This window comes from Zunongwangia pacifica (assembly GCF_023499215.1).
Lineage (GTDB): Bacteria > Bacteroidota > Bacteroidia > Flavobacteriales > Flavobacteriaceae > Zunongwangia > Zunongwangia pacifica.
Genome location: NZ_JAKHSK010000002.1, coordinates 283,205 through 306,095 on the forward strand (window position 1 = coordinate 283,205; position 22,891 = coordinate 306,095).

The 22,891-nt window shown below is 37.2% G+C and carries 23 protein-coding genes and 1 pseudogene; 11 read left to right on the forward strand and 13 right to left on the reverse strand.

What is annotated here, in order from left to right; all coding sequences use genetic code 11:
- Positions 1-128: 128 nt before the first annotated feature.
- The 12 genes from L1967_RS02585 to hemA all read right to left on the reverse strand — a co-directional run bounded on the left by L1967_RS02585 (position 129) and on the right by hemA (position 9,015).
- Positions 129-611: a hypothetical protein gene (locus L1967_RS02585; RefSeq protein ID WP_249600152.1), complete on the reverse strand. Its 483-nt coding sequence runs from the start codon at positions 609-611 to the stop codon at positions 129-131.
- A gap of 101 nt (positions 612-712) precedes the next feature.
- Positions 713-1,066 carry a hypothetical protein gene (locus L1967_RS02590; protein ID WP_249600153.1) on the reverse strand — a complete coding sequence of 118 codons (354 nt, stop codon included), beginning with the start codon at positions 1,064-1,066 and terminating at the stop codon, positions 713-715.
- Positions 1,067-1,383: 317 nt separating this feature from the next.
- Positions 1,384-2,379, reverse strand: a complete 996-nt coding sequence (gene hemB / locus L1967_RS02595; RefSeq protein ID WP_249600154.1) for a porphobilinogen synthase — start codon at positions 2,377-2,379, stop codon at positions 1,384-1,386.
- A gap of 140 nt (positions 2,380-2,519) precedes the next feature.
- The gene (locus tag L1967_RS02600; RefSeq protein ID WP_249600155.1) at positions 2,520-2,876 is read right to left on the reverse strand and encodes a four helix bundle protein; all 357 of its coding nucleotides are present in this window, start codon (positions 2,874-2,876) and stop codon (positions 2,520-2,522) included.
- A gap of 69 nt (positions 2,877-2,945) precedes the next feature.
- On the reverse strand, positions 2,946-3,848 hold the full coding sequence (gene hemF / locus L1967_RS02605; RefSeq protein ID WP_249600156.1) for an oxygen-dependent coproporphyrinogen oxidase: 903 nt from the start codon (positions 3,846-3,848) through the stop codon (positions 2,946-2,948).
- 1 nt (position 3,849) lies between these two features.
- Positions 3,850-4,248, reverse strand: a complete 399-nt coding sequence (locus tag L1967_RS02610) for a hypothetical protein (RefSeq protein ID WP_249600157.1) — start codon at positions 4,246-4,248, stop codon at positions 3,850-3,852.
- Positions 4,249-4,260: 12 nt separating this feature from the next.
- A complete protein-coding gene (locus L1967_RS02615; protein WP_249600158.1) occupies positions 4,261-4,737 on the reverse strand; it encodes a DUF6973 domain-containing protein in 477 nt (158 codons plus the stop codon).
- On the reverse strand, positions 4,737-5,765 hold the full coding sequence (hemE, locus tag L1967_RS02620) for a uroporphyrinogen decarboxylase (RefSeq protein WP_249600159.1): 1,029 nt from the start codon (positions 5,763-5,765) through the stop codon (positions 4,737-4,739). Before hemE ends, L1967_RS02615 begins: the two co-directional genes overlap by 1 nt.
- Before the next feature lie 3 nt (positions 5,766-5,768).
- Complete coding sequence (locus L1967_RS02625) at positions 5,769-6,140, reverse strand: endonuclease domain-containing protein (RefSeq protein ID WP_249600160.1); 372 nt, start codon at positions 6,138-6,140, stop codon at positions 5,769-5,771.
- A gap of 51 nt (positions 6,141-6,191) precedes the next feature.
- Positions 6,192-6,842 (reverse strand): uroporphyrinogen-III synthase, encoded by a 651-nt coding sequence (locus L1967_RS02630; RefSeq protein WP_249600161.1) that lies wholly within the window; start codon positions 6,840-6,842, stop codon positions 6,192-6,194.
- A gap of 5 nt (positions 6,843-6,847) precedes the next feature.
- Positions 6,848-7,762 (reverse strand): hydroxymethylbilane synthase, encoded by a 915-nt coding sequence (gene hemC / locus L1967_RS02635; protein WP_249600162.1) that lies wholly within the window; start codon positions 7,760-7,762, stop codon positions 6,848-6,850.
- Complete coding sequence (gene hemA, locus L1967_RS02640) at positions 7,759-9,015, reverse strand: glutamyl-tRNA reductase (protein ID WP_249600163.1); 1,257 nt, start codon at positions 9,013-9,015, stop codon at positions 7,759-7,761. The genes hemC and hemA overlap by 4 nt, the downstream gene beginning before the upstream one ends.
- Positions 9,016-9,217: 202 nt before the next feature.
- On the opposite strand from hemA, the gene L1967_RS02645 reads away from it, so the two are divergent.
- The 11 genes from L1967_RS02645 to L1967_RS02695 all read left to right on the forward strand — a co-directional run bounded on the left by L1967_RS02645 (position 9,218) and on the right by L1967_RS02695 (position 22,687).
- Positions 9,218-10,114: a helix-turn-helix domain-containing protein gene (locus L1967_RS02645; protein ID WP_249600164.1), complete on the forward strand. Its 897-nt coding sequence runs from the start codon at positions 9,218-9,220 to the stop codon at positions 10,112-10,114.
- 177 nt (positions 10,115-10,291) lie between these two features.
- On the forward strand, positions 10,292-11,002 hold the full coding sequence (locus tag L1967_RS02650) for a DUF6994 family protein (protein ID WP_249600165.1): 711 nt from the start codon (positions 10,292-10,294) through the stop codon (positions 11,000-11,002).
- A gap of 218 nt (positions 11,003-11,220) precedes the next feature.
- Positions 11,221-11,931, forward strand: coding sequence for a ThuA domain-containing protein (locus tag L1967_RS02655; RefSeq protein WP_249600166.1), 711 nt, complete (start codon positions 11,221-11,223; stop codon positions 11,929-11,931).
- A gap of 342 nt (positions 11,932-12,273) precedes the next feature.
- A complete protein-coding gene (hemH, locus tag L1967_RS02660; protein ID WP_249600167.1) occupies positions 12,274-13,308 on the forward strand; it encodes a ferrochelatase in 1,035 nt (344 codons plus the stop codon).
- The gene (locus L1967_RS02665) at positions 13,308-14,657 is read left to right on the forward strand and encodes an MATE family efflux transporter (RefSeq protein ID WP_249600168.1); all 1,350 of its coding nucleotides are present in this window, start codon (positions 13,308-13,310) and stop codon (positions 14,655-14,657) included. Before hemH ends, L1967_RS02665 begins: the two co-directional genes overlap by 1 nt.
- Before the next feature lie 37 nt (positions 14,658-14,694).
- Complete coding sequence (locus tag L1967_RS02670; RefSeq protein WP_249600169.1) at positions 14,695-15,243, forward strand: CopD family protein; 549 nt, start codon at positions 14,695-14,697, stop codon at positions 15,241-15,243.
- A 98-nt stretch (positions 15,244-15,341) separates the two neighbouring features.
- Positions 15,342-16,796 (forward strand): sensor histidine kinase, encoded by a 1,455-nt coding sequence (locus L1967_RS02675; RefSeq protein WP_249600170.1) that lies wholly within the window; start codon positions 15,342-15,344, stop codon positions 16,794-16,796.
- Between the two features lie 61 nt (positions 16,797-16,857).
- A complete protein-coding gene (locus tag L1967_RS02680) occupies positions 16,858-17,640 on the forward strand; it encodes an enoyl-CoA hydratase/isomerase family protein (protein ID WP_249600171.1) in 783 nt (260 codons plus the stop codon).
- A gap of 89 nt (positions 17,641-17,729) precedes the next feature.
- On the forward strand, positions 17,730-18,806 hold the full coding sequence (locus tag L1967_RS02685; RefSeq protein ID WP_249600172.1) for a PA0069 family radical SAM protein: 1,077 nt from the start codon (positions 17,730-17,732) through the stop codon (positions 18,804-18,806).
- Between the two features lie 681 nt (positions 18,807-19,487).
- Positions 19,488-20,279 carry an Fpg/Nei family DNA glycosylase gene (locus tag L1967_RS02690; protein ID WP_249600173.1) on the forward strand — a complete coding sequence of 264 codons (792 nt, stop codon included), beginning with the start codon at positions 19,488-19,490 and terminating at the stop codon, positions 20,277-20,279.
- A 143-nt stretch (positions 20,280-20,422) separates the two neighbouring features.
- Positions 20,423-22,687, forward strand: a complete 2,265-nt coding sequence (locus L1967_RS02695; protein ID WP_249600174.1) for a S9 family peptidase — start codon at positions 20,423-20,425, stop codon at positions 22,685-22,687.
- Between the two features lie 96 nt (positions 22,688-22,783).
- Here the strand turns inward: L1967_RS02695 and L1967_RS02700 are convergent.
- A pseudogene (locus tag L1967_RS02700) lies at positions 22,784-22,891 on the reverse strand (IS110-like element ISCaa14 family transposase); the annotation flags it as partial.

Below are 22,891 nucleotides of genomic sequence, written 5' to 3' on the forward strand. Positions count from 1 at the left end.
AGTTTTTAAGAAAACTAAATTAGGGATTAAAAAACGAATTTATTTGAAAGAAATTATAAAATAAGAAAGCTGTTCTATAAATTTTAAAGAACAGCTTTCTATCAACAACTCAACCAATTAAAGATCCTTTATAAGCTTGTCTGTATAAGATCATTCCAGCGGGAAGCTGCAAATAATTGGGTTTCCATATCATTAGTATCTCCGTTATCCTCGTCGTAAAATAAAATTTCACTTATACGTTTATGATTAGATTTAGAGAGTAATTCTATACTTATCTGAATGATTTTTGTTTTTCTTTTTTCGTTTTCGGTAAACGTAACACTGCGTTTTATGACACTGGTTTTATTAATTTCAGAGAGGTCTATCATCTGATGTTGCATTGCATTAACCGGCTCCATGATCAAAAGTTTATGTTGTGTTTTATCCAATCCTAAGATTAAAGAATTAGAAATTTCAGTATAATCCAGATTTATATTGTACTCTTTAGCAAGATTTTGGAGGGCTCTTTTGTTTTTCTTTTCTTTTAGACCCTGTATGTAAAGTGCGTAAAATATAGGCCCCATAAATAAAATAAAAAGGGTAATGCCTATTACTGTTGAAGATAATTCCATTTTTTATTGAATTTTAATAATTATAAATACATGATATAATCCTTGCATAGGATCTCATGTTGTTTTTGCTGAAAATCAGCACTAAATAATTATTAAATCAATCAGGAGTAAAAGTGGAATGGAAATATTTGAGCTTCCAGCTTGCTTTTGTGGTCTTGAATAAAACCCCAGGAGTTATTTAGGGTAAGCTGCGGAATTTTTCTGGAATCCAGCTGAAAGTAACTATTGAAGAATACAAGGGACAATGCAAGATCTTCCTGATCGGTTTGCAGATTGTAACTTCCCGGTTCTTCAAAAACAAATGCTTTGGTGATATCAGATTGCTGAAAACTAGAAGTGCTTTTTGCCGAATCCTGATATACGTAAGCTGAGGTTTTAGGTTGTGAAATTCCTACGGCGCTTAATAAAGCAATAAGCACCAAAGAAAATGAGATATGTAGTTTGTTGAATTTCACGGCATAAATTTACTAAAAAACCGAATGTGAAAGATTAAAATATTGATAAATAATCACTAGCTGCCAGCTTTCAGCAATCATCATTATTTATTTTTCTTAACACGACCTTATTGCCAGTTCGCGAAGTGTCAAAAAAATGAATTTCTTCCTGAATCTGCCCATCGGGCAGTCAGGCTTTTTTCAGGATTATTCTATAAATTCTGATATATAATTCCAAATCAATTTTGAATAACAAAAAACCTCACAGATTTTTAAAATCTGTGAGGTTTTTGTTTGTTTTCTATTATCGAAAAGCGAAGCGATCTAAGCTCTAATAATTATTGCTGAAGTAATTTTGCGGCATACTTCGCAAAATAAGTTGAAATAATACTGGCTCCTGCTCTTTTTATAGCAGTTAATTGTTCTAGCAAAACGGCGTCGTGGTCTATCCATCCTTTTTCTGAAGCAGCTTTAATCATAGCATATTCTCCAGAGACTTGATAGACCGCAACAGGTACATTTACGGCATTTTTAACTTCTCTTACTACATCTAAATAGCATAACCCGGGTTTAACCATAACGATGTCTGCACCTTCTTCCACATCGTGAATGGCTTCTTTGATGGCTTCGGTACGGTTGGCAAAATCCATTTGATAGGTTCTTTTGTCTTTGGGTATTTCTACCGTACTGTCTTTAGGAGCAGAGTCTAGGGCATCACGAAACGGACCGTAAAAAGCAGAGGCATATTTAGCGCTGTAACTCATAATCCCTACGTTATGAAACCCATTTTCTTCCAATCCTTTTCTAATGGCTAAGATTCTGCCATCCATCATGTCGCTAGGAGCTATAAAATCTGCCCCCGCTTCGGCATGGCTAATGCTCATTTTCGTTAAAGCATCAACGGTAGGATCGTTAACTACCTGACCATTTTCTATAATGCCATCGTGACCATAAATAGAATAAGGATCTAGTGCTACATCGGGCATCACAATCATTTCGGGAACGGCATCCTTTATAGCTTTAATCGTTTGCTGCATAAGACCGTCTTTGTTCCAGGCTTCTTTACCGGTATTGTCTTTTAAATCTTCACTTACCTTCGCATAAAGATTCACCGCTTTTACGCCTAAAGCCCACAATTCTTTTACTTCTTTTACAGTGCCGTCTAAAGATTGACGATAAACTCCGGGCATTGATGGTACTTCCGATTTTATTCCTTTACCTTCGGTTACAAACATGGGGCACATAAAGTCTTGTGGACTCACACTTGTTTCTCTTACTAAACTTCGAATGGCTTCGTTGGTACGCAATCTTCTATTTCTTTGTAATGGGAACATGATTTTGTTTTTAGTTGCCAGTAAGCAGTTTTTAAGTTTACGGCTAAATTAAACTATTTAAAATGTTGATTTTATTTTTCGAATTAATGAAGCTAGCATTTTCTTAACTTCTAAAATTTCAGATAGTAAGCTTTCAGCTATTAGCTTCCATTTAAAGTTTTTATAAGAGCACTAAGCATTTTCTTAATTTCTTCAGTTTGAAGTTGAAGGTTTTCATAGTCTTCAGCACTAATAAAATTGAGGTCTTTGCTTAGCAACATTTGATATTCTAATTCGTTTGCTGAGCCAAATGAAATATATAGAAATCGAGAGAAGTCCTTATCAGATTTTCTTCCACAACCTTCAGCAATATTGGTAGGTATGGAACTCGATGACCTTTTAATTTGGCTTACCAGATTGAAAGTTTCTTCTTTTGGATACTTTGCGGATAGTTTATAGACCTCCAATGTTAATTGATGGGATTTCTGCCAAACCAAGTATTTCTTATAATTTTTCATCTTTTAAGCTGACTGCTGAGAGCTAAAAGCTATCAGCTATATTTCTGTCCACCGTAAACTATTAACAACCTACACCCACTCCACAGGCTCTTTTAGTACTTTCATTAATTTTTCTTCTTCGCTGCCGGGTTCAGGATGGTGATCGTAAACCCATTGTACGTGAGGCGGTAAACTCATTAAAATGCTTTCGATCCGGCCATTGGTTTTTAAGCCGAATAGAGTGCCTTTATCATGAACCAGATTAAATTCTACATATCGCCCGCGACGCACTTCCTGCCAGTCCCGGTGATTTTGGTCATATTCAAGATCTTTTCTTTTTTCAACAATGGGGACGTAAGCTTCTAAAAAGCTATTGCCAACTTCGGTCACAAAATTATACCAGTCGGTGATATTATGTTCTTCAGAATCTTTCAGGTAATCAAAAAACAATCCGCCAATTCCCCGTGCCTCATCACGATGCGCATTCCAAAAATACAGATCACATCTTTTTTTGTATTCAGGATAAAAATTAAGATCATGCTTATCGCAGGCATTTTTCGAAATTTGATGAAAATGAATCGCATCTTCTTCAAAAAGATAATAAGGGGTAAGATCCTGCCCCCCACCAAACCACTGGTCTACCGTATTTCCTTCTTTATCATACATCTCAAAATAGCGCCAGTTGGCATGAACGGTAGGAACCATAGGGCTTTTAGGATGAATTACTAAACTTAGTCCGCAGGCAAAAAAGTTTACATCGCCAACCTTAAAATACTGTTGCATGGCTGGGTTTAGCGGCCCGTGAACTGCTGAAATATTTACGCCGCCTTTCTCGAATACATTTCCGTTTTCGATGACCCGGGTACGGCCACCACCACCTTCTTCACGTTTCCAAAGGTCTTCTTTAAATGTTGCTTTTCCGTCGATTTCCTCCAGTTTTGAAGTTATGGTGTCCTGGAGATCCTCTATATATCGATAAAATTGGTCTTTCATGCTAATCATCTATCCAACTTCTAGCCTCATTAATTTTTTGCGTGAGACTAAATGAAAACGTTCGACTTACCTCTTGGGCTTTTTTATAAATTGAAAGTGTTTTTTGCGCAATATCGGCCTGTTTTTCTTCAGCTTCCAGCTCGATACTGTTTAAAAGAATATCGCCCAGGGCTTCGTAATGTGAAAATTCTAAGTCAAGATTCGCTAAAATCTCCATCACTTTTTCTTCAGGAAGATTTTCAATTTCATTTAAGCCGATGCCTAAAGCTTCTTTCAGTTTTCGATCGAAGTCTAACCGAATTTCTTCCCATTCTTCGGGAATATGGCCCATTTCCATGATCGATCGTAGCTGTGCATCGATGCGTTCTTTTTCTTCGTCTCGGTAATTTTTGTTCAGCATAATCGTAAGCTATTATTCTATAAAAACGAGTTGATTTTTATCCAATTTCGATAGATCTACATCGTTTATCTTCACTGCGGAATTCATTAAATCCTGAAGTTTTTCCACGGCATTTTCCTCAGGATTATTGCTGAAGAGAGTTCGCCCTACTTCATTATTATGTAGATCCATTGCTCGCGCCAATGTCTTATTAGGAGCCAGGCGCTCATGGAGATCTGTAATTTTTTTTGCCCAAATTATCGATTCTTCAACAGAATTATTTTTTATGAAAACTTTTTCAGCAATTAAAAAATTCCAGTAGGCATGTCTAAAAGCGTTTTCGCGATTATCCTGATAATGCTTTTTCCCAAACAACCGGTCGCAAAGTGTCATCGTTTCTCTGGTGGCTCGATAGGTTGGAAAAATATAAAATGGATTGGGCAGGAATAACTTCAGCAGGATCAAAATCTCTTTAAATTTAAGCCGCCGTATTCTTGCCCAAATTGCCATTATCTGGGTTTGTATTCTTTAACCGCATCTACAAATGCCTGCGCATTTTTAACCGGAATATCTGGTAAAATGCCGTGTCCCAAATTAGCGATATAACGATCTTTACCAAATTCGTCGATCATCTGGGTGGTCATTTTCTTAATTTCCTGTGGAGACGAATATAGTCTTGAAGGATCAAAATTTCCCTGTAGCGTAATTTGTCCGCCACTTAAATATCGTGCATTCATTGCAGAGCATGTCCAGTCTACACCTAAAGCGGCTGCGCCAGATTGTGACATTTCTTTAAGCGCAAACCAGCAACCTTTACCGTACGCAATCACCGGAATTTCATCTTTTAAGGCATCGATGATCTGCTGGATGTATTTCCAGGAATAGGTTTGATAATCTGTGGGTGATAATAAACCGCCCCAAGAATCAAAAATCTGAATCGTATCTACACCGGCTTTTACTTTTCCTTTTAGGTAAGCAATGGTGGTATCGGTAATTTTTTGAAGTAGCACCTGCGCCGCATCGGGGCGCTTAAAACAAAATTCTTTGGCCTTATCAAAGTTTTTAGAGCCCTGTCCCTGCACCAGATAACATAAGATCGTCCAGGGAGAACCGGCAAAACCAATTAAGGGAACTTCGTCATTAAGTCGCTCTTTGGTGAGTTTTATGGCATCATAAACATAGCCCAATTCTTCGTAAACATCTGGAACGATGATATCGTTAACATCAAGCGGACTACGAACGGGATTTGGTAAAAAAGGACCAACGCCTGGTTTCATCTCAATTTCTACGTTCATCGCCTGTGGTACCACCAAAATATCGCTAAATAAAATAGCGGCATCGGTTCCTACCTGCTCGATCGGCATCGTCGTAATTTCTGCAGCAAGTTCTGGCGTGCGACAACGTGTAAAGAAATCGTATTTTTCTTTTAGCTTCATAAAATCGGGTAGGTAGCGACCTGCCTGGCGCATCATCCAAACCGGTGGGCGCTCTACCGTTTCTCCTTTTAAAGCTCTTAAGAAAAGATCGTTTTTAATCATGTGTTATTTATTTGCTTCAAAATTAGTGATATAATTTTCAATGCTGCGAATTACATTGGATATATCGTTCATTATCATTTCATCGCTAAATCTGAGTACAGCAATTCCTAATTCATTTAATCTATTTTCTTTTATTACATCTTTATCCCAAACTTCTGGTAATTGATGCGAATATCGATCACACTCGATAGCTAGTTTTAATTCATTACAGAAAAAATCTACGATGTAATTATCGATGGGTTTTTGTCTGTGAAAATCGTAACCATACATCCTTTTACCTTTTAACTGTTGCCAGAGTTTTATTTCAGATTTAGTAGCATTATTTCGTAATTGACGGGCTAACTCTTTTAGTTTTGGATTGTAATAAATTTTCATGTTGCAATTTTTACGCACCCCTCAATCCCCTCTTTTTAGAGGGGAGGTCAATTAATGTTTATTATATTTCTTAACCACCTGCACAATTACATTTTCAATGCTTGGCAGGGTGGCTATTTTAATATTTTTGGTATGCTTTTTTACTGAATTTGCTGTGGTTGTCCCAATACAAAATGCAGTAGCTTCTCCTATTTTATTTTTACTGAAATAACTATCTACGCCACTGGGGCTAAAAAATAAAACACCATCAAATTCCTGTTTAAATTCGGCAAAATTGAGCCCCGTTTTATAGACCTGAATTTCTTTAAAAGACACCTGATTTTCTTTTAGCTGAAGTGGCAGTTCGTCCCTGCGTTTATTTCCGCAGAAAAAAACAAAGTGCTTATTTTGATGATTTTCGATGATTTTTTCAGCTAATGCCGAAGCATTTTCGGCAGTTTCAGTAATCTCAATATCATTTTCCTTAAGCAACGCAGCGGTTTTAGATCCCACAACAAATGCCTTCTCGATCTTTACTTTATCCTGAATGGCTTTAAACGCATTTTTACTGGTAATAATGGCGTTTTCTACCAGGTCGATATTCGATGAAAATGAGAGAAATTCTATGTTTATCGCATTGTATTCCACCAAACCAATTTTAGCCCCAAGCAATAATTGCTTTTGTGCAGTGGTAAGTTTTTTTGTGGAAAGTACAGTGGCCATAAGCCTTAGTTTAAAACTTCCTTGATTTGTTTCATCAGTTCGGCGCCGCCTTTGGCAAGAATTTCTTCAGCACAAAATTTCCCGAATTCGGCCACCCTATCCACAGCAATTCTTTTTTCAATTTCGATCTTCTGCGAGCCGTCTAAACTAAAAAGCGCTCCTTTAAAATGTAGAATATCGTCATTATCAATTTTCGCTAAAGCACCTATGGGAGCGGTACAACCACCTTCCAGAGTCCTTAAAAACTCACGCTCTACATGAACTTCAAGATCTGTTTGGTGGTGATTTAAGGCGCCAATAGCTGTTCGGGTAAATTCATCTTTTTCTAAAGCAACTACCAACATAGCGCCCTGTGCAGGTGCCGGGATCATCCAGTCTAAATCGATAAAATTTTCAGGTTTTATTTCGATTCTTTCCAAACCGGCAGCGGCAAAAATAGCACCGTTCCAATCATTATCTTCCAGCTTTTGCATTCGCGTATTTACATTGCCGCGAAGATCTACCACCTTATGATTGGGATAGCGATTAAGCCATTGTGATTTTCTACGCAAACTTCCGGTTGCAATCGTTCCTTCAGCTTCTAAAAACTCAGTGCCTTTATGGATAAGGATATCTTTGGTGTTGGCTCGCTTTAAAACGGCAGCTTCTACAATGCCTTTTGGTAGGGCTGTAGGCACATCTTTCATAGAATGCACGGCAATGTCTACCTTTCCGGTAAGCATGGCAATATCGAGTGTTTTGGTGAAAATCCCGGTAATGCCCATTTCGTAAAGCGGAACATCCAGATTTAGGTCTCCGGTAGATTTTACGGGAACCAGCTGGGTTTGATGCCCTAATTTTTGAAGTGCGGCCTGTACAGTTTTTGCCTGCCACAAGGCCAGCTCGCTGTCTCGTGTTCCTATGCGTATCACTTTGTTCATCGTACTTGTTCTTCTTCTAACTGAAAGACTTTTTGGATAAGCTCCAGGCTCTCATCGGTAGTATTGCTGTCTTCTTTAAGGTGATTGGCAAAATGCTTCATGATCTTTTGGATAATCCTGTTGCTCACAATTTCTGCCTGCTCGTCGTTAAAATCAGCTATTTTTTTACGCTGAAAATTAAGTTCAGCGTCTTTCATCATGCGTAGTTTTTTCTTTAGCGCTTTAATGGTTGGCGCAAATTTTCGAGTTTCCAGCCATTTGTTGAATTCGCCTTCTACTTCAACAATAATGGCTTCAGCTTCAGGAATAAACTTTTTACGACGTTGAAGGGTTTCATCGGTTATTTGAGAAAGATGGTCTAAATGTACCAACCTTACATTCTCCAGTTCTTCAACATCTTCAGCAACATTTTTAGGGATAGAAAGATCTAAAATCAGCAAATCTTTCTTACAGTATAAAAGTTCTTTGCTAACGGTTGGATTTTGTGCCCCTGTAGCAACAATAAGAATATCGGTATTTCTTATTTCTGCCTGTAAATCGGCATAATCTTTAACCGTTAAACTAAATTTTCCGGCAATTTTTTCGGCCTTATCTTTAGTTCGGTTAATTAAGGTGATATGCTTATTTTGAGTATGTTTTATAAGATTTTCACAGGTATTTCTCCCAATTTTACCTGTTCCGAAGAGTAAAATATTTTTTTGAGAAATGTCTGGAATGGTTTGCATAATGTATTGTACTGATGCAAAAGAAACAGAGGTAGCTCCCGTAGAAATTTCGGTTTCGTTTTTAATTCGTTTGCTCGCCTGGATTACCGCATTTACCAAACGCTCTGTAAAAGTGTTGGTTAAACCGGCAGCTTTGGATTGTGCAAAGGCAAATTTAAGCTGACTTATAATCTCGAAATCTCCTAAAATCTGACTGTCTAAACCGGTACCCACCCTAAATAAGTGCGAAACGGCCTGTTTGCTTTTATAAACATAAGCTACTTTCTCAAACTCTTCGACAGTACCATGCGTATGGGCACAAAGAAGTTTTATTAACTGAAATGGGTGTGCAGCAAAACCATACACCTCTGTCCGGTTACAGGTCGAGGTTACCAAAACGCCTTCTATTCCTTCTTTTTTTGCCTGCTCTAATAATCTAGCTTTAGCATCTGCATCAAGACTAAAATGTCCTCTAATTTCAGCATCTGCTTTTTTATAGCTAAGACCAATAATATAAAAATGCTTTCCTTTAGAAATAAAACTTTCCATGAACTTATTAGGGATTGTGGTGCAAAATTAAAGTAATGTTAATTTAAAAAATAACGCTAGGAGTACTATTTGTATCGCTAACAGGGATTTTAGTATATTTATGGTTGTAAATGCCTGAAATAGCATAGTTTTGTAGTAATAATAAGTGTTTTAAATTTATTAGTTTAGATTGTTTCTAAATAAAAATTTGCTTTTTAACGCCATGGAAGAAGAAAAAAATATCGCTGTAAGTCTTACAGAAGAGACCAAAGTGGAAGATGGGTTTCATATCTTAAAGTTTCAAAACGAAACTTCTGATAAACAGATCATTGAACGAGAAATAAACAATAGTTTTATACAGTTTCATTTTAATGTAAAAGGAAATTGTAAATTTTTATTTAACGGCGGCCGTTACGAACTTCCGCTAGCCGAAGAGAAATCACTTTTGCTGTATAACCCACAGCAAAATCTTCCTTTAAACGTCGCTTTAGAAGCAAATTCATGGTTGATTTCTTTGGTGATTTCCATTAAAAAATTTCATGCTCTATTTTCTGAAGAGGCAAATTATATCTCTTTTCTAAGCGCTGAAAATAAGGATAAAAAATACTATAAAGATTTACCAATTTCACCATCCATGGCTATTGTGCTGAATCAGGTGATGAATTTTAATCTTACACCAACCATTAAAAGCCTATATTTTAAAGCCAAAGCTTACGAATTGTTAAGCTTATATTTTAACAGGGCAGAGGATGCAAATGTAGAGCAATGCCCATTTTTAAGTGATGAAGAAAATATTCTGAAAATAAGGAAAGCCAAAGATATTGTGATTGCCAGAATGGCTGAACCTCCATCGCTTCAGGAACTTTCTGATGAAATAAACCTGAGTTTAAAGAAATTAAAGGAAGGTTTTAAGCAAATTTATGGTGATTCGGTGTACAGTTTTCTGTTTGATTACAAAATGGAATATGCCCGAAAATTATTGGATAGCGGTGAATATAATGTAAATGAAGTGGGATTAAAAGTAGGGTACAGTACAGCCAGTCATTTTATTGCAGCATTTAAAAAGAAATTTGGTACCACGCCTAAGAAATATTTAATGTCCTTACCGGCAACGCATTAAGTTTATAGGCCAAAGAATCAAGAACCAAGACTGAGGAAAATCGAAAATAGACTTTTTAATTTGAAAATGTGGTGATTTGTTGATTTGAAAGTGGGTTTTTCTTCTACTTTATTTTTAGTTTTAAACTGATTAACTGAGGTCGACGGTTTGAAGTGAAGCAAATACGAAGCTATAAAAGTGAAAGATAATATTGAAGTAGGATATGATTTTAGGTTAGACACTAAATGTGGTGATCCCGATACTGATAGCCTAAAATTATACAATTTTCATAGCTTGTTGTGGAATCAAAAAGTGGCAAATAACAAAACCCTAAATCTTCAAGTTTTAAATAAAAATTATGGAAGATTAATTTTGAAAACGAATTTGACAGATAATTTATCCAGCGACAGGATGTTTCCTCATTTTATTGGTAAGTATAACGGAAAATTAGATAGCTGGTTAAGTGATTCTGATAAAGAAAAGCTTCAATATAAAGTAAGAACGATTGGAGGACATATTGTTTTTCCGGCACATAGAAAAAACGGATTTACTATTAACCAAGCACGAGGTGTAAATCGAAAAATAAGTGACAGGTTTGACCTTACTTTAGAATGCATTAAGCGTTTTTATCAAAATGAAGAGAGTCCTTTATCTAGTACTTTGTGCAGATATTCTGAGTTTTTTAGAGTATTCGAAAATTTTGAGAACTATATAGAATTTTTTATGCTTCAGGATTTTATAAAGTGTAATGGAGAAATAAACTATGCCTTGCCTTTTGATGATTTCAATCGGTCTGCATTACCGAAAAGTAAGAAAGAATATGGAGATTATATGAATATAACAGTTGAATTGATAGATAAACGAAATAAAAGAATATTTAAAAGAATAAAGAATATTGTTTATGTTTAGTGTATTTCTGAGCAAACGGCTATCAAAATCAATCGAAAATCGACTTTTTAATTTGAAAATGCGGTGATGTGTTGATAATTGAGAGTCGAGATAAAAGATACAAGAATCAGGAGGAAAAGTAGAATTCTGAATTTTGACCTAATTTTAGCTAAAAGCTGATTGCTGCCTGCTGACAGCTCCACTTTTTTAAACAGTTAACCATAAACTTTTACAACTATATGAAATTTCAAAAATTATTATTGCTGCTACTTTTTAGCTTCTGTTTTAATCTGGCTAATGCCCAGCAGAACGTAGCGATTTTCTATAAAACAGCCGGATTTAAGCACGAGTCGATCCCAACCGGAATTCAGGCTTTACAGGAAATTGCGACCGATAATGGCTGGAATATTACAGCTACAGATGATGCTGAAAAATTTGTTTCAGAATTATCGAATATCGATGTAGTAATCTTTTTAAGTACTACGGGAGATATTTTTAACGACGATCAGCAGGAGAAATTCAGGAATTATATTGAAAATGGCGGAAATTTCTTCGGAATTCATGCCGCTTCTGATACCGAATACGAGTGGCCATGGTATGGAAAGTTTATTGGCGCTTATTTTGAAAGTCATCCACGTACTCAGGAAGCCACCGTAGTTGTTGAAAAACCTGAAAACTACATGGTGTCCCATCTTCCCAAAAGATGGAAGCGCACCGATGAGTGGTATAATTTTAGAAATATAAATCCAGATATTCAGGTGTTGCTAACACTCGATGAAACTTCTTACGAAGGCGGGAAGAACGGTGATTTTCATCCGCATGCCTGGTATCAGGAATTTGATGGTGACTCAAAAATGGTCTATACCGGCGGGGGACATACCAAAGAATCCTATAGCGAGCCACTTTTTAGAGAACATTTAAAGCGTTGCCTTCAGTTTCTTCTAAAATAAAACCGCTCCAAAAGATAGAATATCGACCTTGACAGCCTGCTCATCAAAATTTGTTCTGAGCTTAATAGTTTTAGCCTGAGTTCGATTCAGGATAATCCTGGAGGCTAAGTGAAATCTTTGGAAAAGATTTTATATCGAAGCTTCCATTTTGGTGGTATTTCGATAGAAATTTTCCTCGAAAATTCACGCAAAGCCCCATAATGCCTGAATAATTGTACTCAGGTTTTTAAGTCTCCTTGAAGGATCAAAATTTTAGCTATTGTTTAATAAAAAAGTATAATACTAATTTATAGTTGAACAAATTTATAGGCTTAACTTTGTATTATAAAAAAAGAGAAAGACATGAGCAAAGGCGTACTTTTAGTAAATCTGGGATCCCCCGATAGTACAGATCCTAAAGACGTAAAAAAATATCTCGGTGAATTTTTAATGGACGAAAGGGTAATCGATTTACCGTATTTCTTCCGGGCGTTGCTGGTTAAGGGAATTATTTTAAATACCCGACCTAAAAAATCGGCCGAAGCTTATCAAAAGATTTGGTGGGAAGAAGGTTCGCCGTTAATTGTTCTTTCTGAACGCTTACAGGAAAAGGTAGACGATATGACCTCGGTGCCTATTGCTTTGGCCATGCGCTATGGTACACCAAGTATTTATGATGGTTTAAAAGAGCTAAAAGAAAAAGGCGTAGATGAGGTGTTGCTTTTTCCGTTGTACCCACAATTTGCAATGGCAACAACCGAGACTATTTTGGTGTTAGCTGAAGAATTACGCCAAAAACATTTTCCAGAGATGAAATTTACGTCGGTGCCCGCATTTTATAATCATCCAGATTATATTCGTGTTTTGGGAAATAGCATTCAGGAGCGTTTACAAAATCTCGATTTTGAGCATTTATTATTCTCGTATCACGGAGTGCCAGAGCGCCATATCAGAAAAAGCGATATCACGAATTCTCATTGTAAAATAGACGGTAGTTGTTGCCAAACGGCATCCTCAGCGCATCAATTTTGCTATCGCCACCAGTGCTATGAAACCACAAGACTGGTAGCCGAATATCTTAATTTAAAAGAAGGAACGTACAGCGTAAGTTTTCAGTCAAGATTAGGATTCGATCCATGGTTAAAACCCTATACCGATAGAACTATCGAGCGTTTTGGAAAGCAAGGGATAAAGAAAATGGCCATTGTTACGCCGGCTTTTGTTTCCGATTGTTTAGAGACTTTAGAGGAAATTGCGATGGAAGGTGAAGAAATTTTCCATGAAGTGGGCGGAAAAGAATTTACCGTTGTCCCCTGCTTAAACGATCGGGCAGACTGGGTGAAAATGCTGTCCCGCTGGGTAGACGAGTGGGCGCATCAAAAACCCGTTAAAGCATAATGGCAAAAGTTAGCTCTGAAGCGCTTGGAAATGAATCCATAGGAAAACTTTTAATTCGCCAGGCATTACCAGCTTCCATAGGGATTTTGGTAATGTCGCTAAATATCCTTGTAGATACCATTTTTGTGGGGAACTGGATTGGTTCTACCGCGATAGCCGCAATTAATGTGGTACTGCCTATTTCGTTTTTTATAGCTGCTTTAGGGATGAGTATCGGGATTGGTGGTTCTTCGATCATTTCCAGGGCACTTGGTGCAGCTCATCATAAAAAAGCACTTAAAACCTTTGGGAATCAAATCATGCTAACGCTTTTGTTATGTGTGTCGTTGGTGATTTTAGGACTCATTTTTATCAATGAACTTATTCCCGCTTTTGGAGGAAAAGGAGCTATTTTTGAACCCGCAAAGATCTATTATCGTATTGTGTTGTACGGGGTGCCAATTCTGGCGCTTAATATGATGGGGAATAATGTGATTAGAGCAGAAGGGAAACCAACTTTCGCCATGGTCTCTATGATTATTCCCTCGGTAGGAAATATTATAGGCGATTATCTATTTATTAATGTAATGGATCTTGGAATGTATGGTGCTGCCTGGGCAACAACAGGTTCGTATATCGTTTGTTTCCTTTACATTTTCTGGTTTTTTGTGTTCTCAGGTAAATCTGAATTAAAGATCGATTTCAGTCATTTTCGGCTAGATGTTCCTATACTCCGCGAGATAGGATCATTGAGCTTTGTAACACTGGCACGCCAGGCAGTGGTAAGCGTTATTTATTTATTAATGAATAATATTCTTTTCGACCTGGCCGGGGAAGATGGTGTTGCCGTTTACGCGATTATAGGTCGAATGCTCATGTTTGCTTTATTTCCGGTTTTGGGAATTACACAGGGATTTTTACCTATCGCAGGTTATAACTATGGTGCTGAAAAATATAAACGAGTACGAAGTACGATTAATAAAGCGATCTTATATGCTTGTTTAATGGGATGCGTGGTTTTTGGACTGATTATGGGATTTTCAAAAGAAATTGCAATGATCTTTACCCAAAATGAAGCTATCATTGAACGCACTCCGTCCGCCATGCGTTGGGTTTTTGCCGCAACACCCATCATTGCTTTACAGCTTATTGGTGCGGCCTATTTTCAGGCCATAGGAAAAGCAGTGCCGGCTTTATTATTAACGTTGTCCAGGCAGGGTTTTTTCTTTATCCCGCTTATTTTAATTTTACCTAATTATTACGGGGAATTAGGGGTTTGGATAAGCTTTCCCATAGCCGATTTGCTTTCCACCATTGTTACCGGTTATTTTGTAAATCGTGAAATCAGGAAGAATTTAAACCACGATTAAGAGAATTAATTTTAATTTGTAGCCTAAATATTAGATTTTGGAATATTATAATTACATAAAATCGCTTCATCTTATTTTCGTGATTACCTGGTTTGCCGGGCTTTTCTATATTCCGCGTTTATTTATATACCAGATCGAGGCTTTTGATAAGCCCGAACCCGATAAATCTATTTTAGGAATACAGCTAAAGCTTATGGCCAAGCGTTTGTGGTTTATTATCACCTGGCCCTCTGCAATTTTAGCAACTTTATTCGCTGTGATTTTATTGATCATGCAGCCCGTTTGGCTAGAACAGGGATGGATGCATGTAAAGCTTGGTTTTGTGATCCTGCTTATTGCTTATCATTTAAAAACCCATCATATTTTTAAACAGCTTCAGGCAGATAAAATAAAATATACTTCAGGACAAATGCGCCTTTGGAACGAAGGGGCTACCGTGATCCTTTTTTCAGTAATATTCCTGGTGATAGTGAGAAATGCATTGAACTGGATTTATGGCGTGATTGGAATTTTTGCCCTCGGAATTTTACTGATGCTTGGGATCAAATGGTATAAAAAGATACGTGCTAAAAATCCCGACGCGTAATTGGTGTGATAATTGATTCGTTTCCGGAAAATGTTTTAGTCTGAAATCATCGAATATAATCCCAATGATTTTGATTAATTTGCGGTAATTGGCAATTTATGAAGCTTTTAAAATTATCCTTACGTACGCGTATTTTTATTTCCATGATCCTTTTGGTATTGGGCGCTTCTATTTTGATTGCCGGGGTTACCATTTATCAATACAAAGAAGAAGCTGAAGCTTATCACCGTGAACGCCTGGAGCGAAAAGAAACGGCCATACGCGAGAATATCAATTTTGTACTGGCTAGTACCACCTACGTGGTGAATACTGAAAATATACCTTCTATTTTTAAACAAAATCAGAAGATTTACGAGATGTCCCAGGTTCACGAGATGCAAATCAATATTTATGATCTGGAAGGGAAGTTATTAATTAGTTCTAAAGAGAATTTTTTTAAAGACACTACAGATTATCAGATAGACAAGCCTATTTTAGCCAAATTAGATGCTTCTTCTAACCGAAGATATTTATTGAAAGGCGAAACCGACGGAGAGAAATTTCAGTCGTCTTATACGTATATTACCGACCAGCGCTTTAAACCTTTGGCTATTTTATATTTGCCCTATCTTCAGGATGATAGCGTGTTAAACCGTGATCTGCATGACTTTTTGATGCGGTTGGGCGAGGTGTATCTTTTTATGCTGGCATTAGCGATTATTTTATCCTATTTCCTTTCAAAATATATTACCAAGTCGCTTAAGATTATTTCAGAAAAAATTAATCAAACACGGCTGGATAAACGAAACCAGAAGATCGAACTCAGCAATGCTTCCGAAGAGATCTATGCGCTAATTTCAGCCTATAATTCGATGATCGATGAACTCGAAGAAAGTGCGGTAAAACTGGCAACCGGTGAGCGAGAGCAGGCCTGGCGGGAAATGGCAAAGCAGGTAGCGCACGAGATTAAAAATCCGCTTACCCCAATGCGTTTAAGCGTACAGAGTTTTGAAAGGAGGTTTGATCCCCATGATCCAGAGATTGAGCATAAAGTAAACGAGTTTTGTAATACCTTAATTAATCAGATCGATACGATGAGTTCGATTGCCTCGGCTTTTTCAAACTTTGCAAAAATGCCGGCGCAGCAAAATGAGACCTTAAATGTGCCCAAAATCACCAAATTGGCCCTCGATATTTTTAACGAGAACTACATTATTTTTAATTCAGAAAAAGAAGAGATTTTAGCCAAATTCGATCGTACACAGCTTATAAGGGTAGTGACCAATCTGGTGAAAAATGCCATCCAGGCGATGGACGATACCGAAGACCCAAAGATTGTAGTGAGTATCGATGAAGAGCCAGAATATGTTTGCTTAAGCGTTTGTGATAACGGGCATGGCATTAGTGAAGAGAACCGGCATAAGGTTTTTGAACCTAAATTTACCACTAAAAGCAGTGGGATGGGATTGGGGCTTGCGATGGTTAAAAACATTGTAGAAACTTATAAAGGAAGTATAAATTTCACTTCAAAACCAGGTAAAGGCACTATCTTTAAAGTCCGTTTTCCTAAATAGCAATAACCAAGCGTTTGGGAAGATGTGTTGAAAATTCTACCTTTATTAAAAAACCAACACGATGAGTTACCAAAATATTTTAGTCGAAGAGGAAAACGAAATTCTTTACATTACCATAGATCGTCCTGCTAAACTTAATGCATTAAATAAAGGCACAATACAGGAATTGCATGAAGCTTTTTCTGAAGCAAAAGACGATGAAGAAGTGAAGGTCATTATCCTTACCGGAAGTGGAGAAAAGGCCTTTGTTGCCGGTGCGGATATTAGTGAGTTTGCCGATTTTTCTCCGGAAGAAGGAAAGAAACTAGCCGCCGAAGGTCAGGCGAAATTGTTTGATTTTGTAGCTAATTTTCCAAAACCCGTAATCGCAGCGGTAAACGGATTTGCTTTAGGCGGCGGACTGGAGCTGGCGATGGCGGCACATTTTAGAGTAGCTTCTGAAAATGCTAAAATGGGATTACCTGAAGTTTCTTTGGGTGTGATCCCGGGTTACGGTGGAACACAGCGTTTAACGCAAATTGTGGGCAAAGGTCGTGCGATGGAAATGATTATGACCGCCGGAATGATCGATGCCAACCAGGCTTTACAATATAACTTAGTAAACCATGTCACCACCCAGGAAGAACTTTTGGAATTTACTGAAAAACTAGCCGGGAAGATTCTTAAAAACTCCCTTGTAGCTATTGAAGGTGCTATAAAAGCTATAAATGCCAGCTACGAAAAAGGGGTAAACGGATTTGAAGTTGAAATTAACGAATTTGGAAATGCCTTTGGAACTGAAGATTTTAAAGAAGGAACTTCAGCCTTTTTAAATAAGCGAAAAGCAGAATTTCCCGGGAAGTGAAAATTAATCCCTGTATCAAGCAGGGATTTTTTATAGAAACACATCAGGATATTTTCCTAATAAATGGAAAAAATCCATATTTTTGTGAAATGTCCAAATCACAAAAATATATAAAAGGAAGAGGCGCGCAAAGCAATGTGCCCAATCGATTTGATGTGAATAGTCATGAATTCAGAGATGATTTTCTGAATTACTGTGCGGCGGAGGGTGACGATATTCAGGAAAGCAAAACCGTGATGATCGATACCTTTCCTAAAACGATTGTGAATAAAGTAGAAAGTCCAGATGTGGGGATGGGCTATTCCCTAAATCCTTATCAGGGCTGTGAGCACGGATGTATTTATTGCTATGCGAGGAATTCTCACGAATATTGGGGATTTAGCCCGGGACTGGATTTTGAACAGAAAATTCTGGTGAAAAGAAATGCGGTAGAATTACTGGAAAAGAAACTCCGCAGCAAAAAATGGCAGGCTACACCTATTGTTATGTCTGGCAATACCGATTGTTATCAACCGGTAGAAAAGCAATTGGAGATTACGCGAAAACTGCTCCAAACCTTTTTAAAATATCGGCATCCGGTGGGAATCATTACCAAAAATGCTTTAGTGCTGCGTGATCTTGATATTTTAGAAGAGCTGCATAACGATCGCTTAGTTTATGTAAATATTTCGATCACCAGTTTACAGGAAGAAACACGCCGAATTTTAGAACCTCGAACCGCAAGTATCAAAAAGCGATTGGAAACCGTCGAAAAACTCTCGGCAAAAGGAATTCCGGTAAATGTTATGATGGCGCCTATAATTCCGTCGGTAAACAGTCACGAAATTATGCCTTTGGTAAAAGAAATTGCCAATCGGGCAGCGCTGAGTGTTGGCTATACGATTGTACGATTAAACGGTGCGATTGGTGGAATTTTTACCGATTGGATTAATAAAACCATGCCCGATAGGGCAAGTAAAGTGTTACATCAAATTGAAAGTGTTCACGGGGGAAGTTTAAATGACAGTCGTTTTGGAACCCGCATGAAAGGCGAAGGCGAATTTGCCGAGCAGGTAAAACAGCAGTTTAAAATTGCCAGAAATTTATATTTAAAAGATCGTGAACGCCCCGTATTAAACTGTGATTTACATGAGGAATATAAAGATGGACAGATGAAGTTGTTTTAAATTTTAGCAGGAATTTAGCGAATTCTGGATTAAGGAATTATAATTTTAGAGACAGGAGACAAGAATTTGAAAATGTGCTGATTTGATAATTGAGAATCAGGATTCAAGATTCAAAATAGAAGAGAGAACCAAGAATCAAGACTAATTTATTTTTGAATGATTTTTTTGCTGAAATCTGATATTTTTAGGCAATTTGATGATGTACTAATTTTTTATAATTTAAAGTTGAAAACTCATCATTGTTTATAGACCAATTTTAATTAAAAACGTGGCCTATCGAAAATTGCTCGTAAAATTGGAGGTGAGAGAAGCGTAAAATTTTAGGCTGTTTGAGCGCAGCGAGTTCCTAAAATTTAGTTTCGGAACGTACAATTTAGAGCAAGGTTCGTGAGCCTAGACTTTTTTGTTTCTTTTTTCGGCAATGGAAAAAAGAAAAGAACATGATTAGAAGTTAAAATTTAAACCGCTTAGCTGTGAGAAAATAGAATATGAGCGAGAGAAACAAGAATCAAGATTAATTTATTTTGAATTCTAAATGCTGAATTTTGAATGATCTTTAATTTGTTATGCCGAAATGGTTTCGGAATCTTTTCAAGATTTCTCTGAATTTTTAATAAGCCGATAGCTGATAGCTTATGGCTGAAAGCTCAAAAATAACCGTTAATCATAAACTAAAAAAACATGCCCGAACTTCCTGAAGTTGCTTACCAGAAAAAATATGCCGATGCGACGATTTTGCATAAAAAGATCGTTGAGGTGGAAACCGGCGATAAAAAGATATTTCAATCACCTAAAACAGATTTTGAAACGATCCTTAAAAACAACGAATTTGAGTCGACTACGCGACTGGGAAAATATCTATTTCTAAAATTAAAGAAAAACGGAGTGCTGGTGATGCATTTTGGGATGACTGGTAAATTAGACTTTTATCAGCATGACGAAACACCAAAATACACCCAACTAAAACTGATTTTTAAAGACGGATCAAAGCTTGCATTTACTTGTCCGCGTAAATTTGCCAAGCTTTATTTGGCAAAAAGTGTTGAAGAATTTCAGGAATCTCACAATCTCGGTGTGGATGCTTTAGCGATTTCCGAAGAACAATTTTTAGACATCTGTGAGGGGAGGAGCGGCACGATAAAAGGCCTGTTAATGAATCAAAGTTTAATTGCCGGGATTGGGAATATGTATGCCGATGAGGTGTTGTTTCAAACCAAAATTCATCCTAAAACCAAAGTAAATAAATTAAGCCAAAAACAACTAAAATCGATTTTCGAGGAAATCGGGAAGGTTTTACAGTTAGTGAAAGAAGCGAGGATTGAAGGAAAGCGAGTACCTGAATCTTACCTTACCCGAATAAGAAAAGAAGGAGAAGGCACCGATTGTCCAAGAAATAACGGTAAAATCGATCAAACTAAAGTTTCTGGCAGAACCACCTATTTTTGTCCGGTTTGCCAGAAAGAAATTCAGTAAACAACCTAAGGGCGAACGCATAAGCATTTAATCTCGATGATCGAGTAAAGAAAAAAGATAAAGTCATAAAAATAACGTTTAGGTGTAACAAATACTGGTTTAAGTTACCAATAGTTTGAACCAACTTATCAAAAACCAGGAATATGAAAACATTAACTACAACTTTACTTTTATTAGTTTTAGGTGCTTCCATACAAGCACAAAAACTCAATGGCTCTTATAGCGGAGAACTCGGGGTGCAGGGCATGCAACTTGAACTTATTTTTAATATTACTCCAAGTCAGGATGGCTATACAGCCACTTTAGATGTTCCCGCCCAGGGTGCTTCGGGAATCGAATTAGATTCGGTAATTTTGCAGGATGATACGGTGACGATCAGGTCGGCCAAGATGCAAATGACTTATACCGGTAAAATAACCGGTGATAGCATCGAAGGAACTTACGAACAAATGGGGCAGGAGTACCCTCTAAAATTAAACAAAACTGTGAAGAAAAAGCCAGGAAATACCTCATTGCCATCAAGTGAAGAAGAACTAAAGAAGCTTGCCGCAAAAGAAACCGGAAATTATAATTATTCGGTAGAAGATTACTTTAGAACTCCGCAAACTTTTGCTTTTCAGCTATCGCCAAATGGCGACCTTATCGCGTACATGAAACGCCGGGACTCTGGCGAGCGGGATTTGTATTTAATGGATACTGAAACCAAAAAAGAAAGCCTTTTAAAAAAGCAAGAACAAGATTTAATCCGTGGTTTTTCCTGGGCTAATGATGAGCGTATTTTATATCTTCAGGATAAAGGTGGAGATGAAAATTACCATGTTTACGGCGTAGATATTAATGGTGAAAATGATAAAGAACTCACTCCTTTTGAAGGCGTAAGGGTAAATATTATAGAATCACTTAAAGAAGATAAGGAGCATATTATTATTCAGATGAATAAAGATAATCCACAACAGGAAGAGCCTTATCGTCTTAATATCAACACAGGAGAAATTGCCAAATTATATACGGTTAAAGAAGGAGAGCCACCAGTAGCAGGTTATGATTTTGATCGACAAGGAAATTTAAGAGCGATAAGCAGAATTGTAGATGGTGTAAATACTGAGTTACTTTATAAAATTGATGGAGAGTTTCAACAAGTGAAATTAACCGAATTTGGAGATGAATTTGTTATTTCTTCTTTTAATCCAGGTAGTGATAATCCAGATGATGCTTATGTGATTTCTAATCTTGAAGGAGATAAAATAGAAATTCAGCTTTACGATTTAAAGAAAAATAAGAAGATAAAAACTGTTTTTAGTAATGATACGTTCGATGTTTCGGGCATGTCACTTTCTAAAAAGCGTAATTATGAGATCGATTATTTTTCTTATACCGGCGAGAAAACACAAGTCATTCCTGTTAGCGATACCTATAAAAAAATCTATGATAGGCTAGAGCAGGAATTTGGAGAGAAACAGTTTTTTACCGTAGGCAGAACGGATGACGAATCCAAATACATGATTGCGGTAACCAGTGATAAAATTGTAGGGGAATATTATTTATACGATATAGAAGCTGATGAGGTAAGTTTACTCTACAAGTTATTACCACACCTAAAAGAAGAAGATATGGCGAGTATGAAGCCAATCACTTTTAAAAGTAGGGATGGATTAACACTACACGGTTACATTACTTTGCCACATAATTATAAAGAAGGGATGCAGGTACCATTAGTGGTAAATCCACATGGTGGCCCACAGGGAATCCGTGATAATTGGGGCTTTAATCCAGAAGCGCAATTATTCGCCAGCCGTGGCTATGCAACCTTACATGTAAACTTTAGAATTTCTGGTGGCTATGGTAAGGAATTTCTAAAAGCAGGCTTTGGGGAAATTGGTCGTAAAGCAATGGATGATGTGGAAGATGGTGTAGATTACGTAATCGAAAAAGGTTGGATAGACAAAGATCGCGTAGCAATATATGGCGGTAGCCACGGGGGTTATGCCGTATTACGCGGAATGACAAAAACACCAGACAAATATGCCTGCGGCGTAGATTACGTAGGGGTAAGTAACCTAAATACCTTTATGGAAACCATCCCGCCATACTGGGAAAAATATCGAGAGTTATTATATAAAATCTGGTATAATCCCGGCATTCCAGAAGAGAAAAAGATTATGGACGAGATTTCGCCTGCCTTACATGTCGATAAAATCAAAAATCCGCTATTTGTAGTTCAGGGGGCTAACGATCCCAGAGTGAATATTAACGAAGCCGATCAAATTGTAGAAACCCTTAGATCTAAAGGTGTAGAAGTGCCTTATATGGTGAAGTATGATGAAGGCCACGGTTTTGGAAAAGAAGAAAACCGATTAGATCTTTATAAAGCAATGATGGGCTTTTTTGCTGAACATTTGAAGAATTAGAGTTGATCAATTTGATGATTTGCTAATCTGGAATTTGAAACCTCAAACTAAACATTCCAAAAAAGATCTCTCCGCTCCGGTCGAGATGAACTGTGTTTATATACAAGATAAATTTAAGTTATTTTCGGTGTAATAGGTTTTTTGTGTAGCAATAGCAAAGGCCTGCTTTAAAAGTTTGTTGACCACCGCTATCAAAGCCAGTTT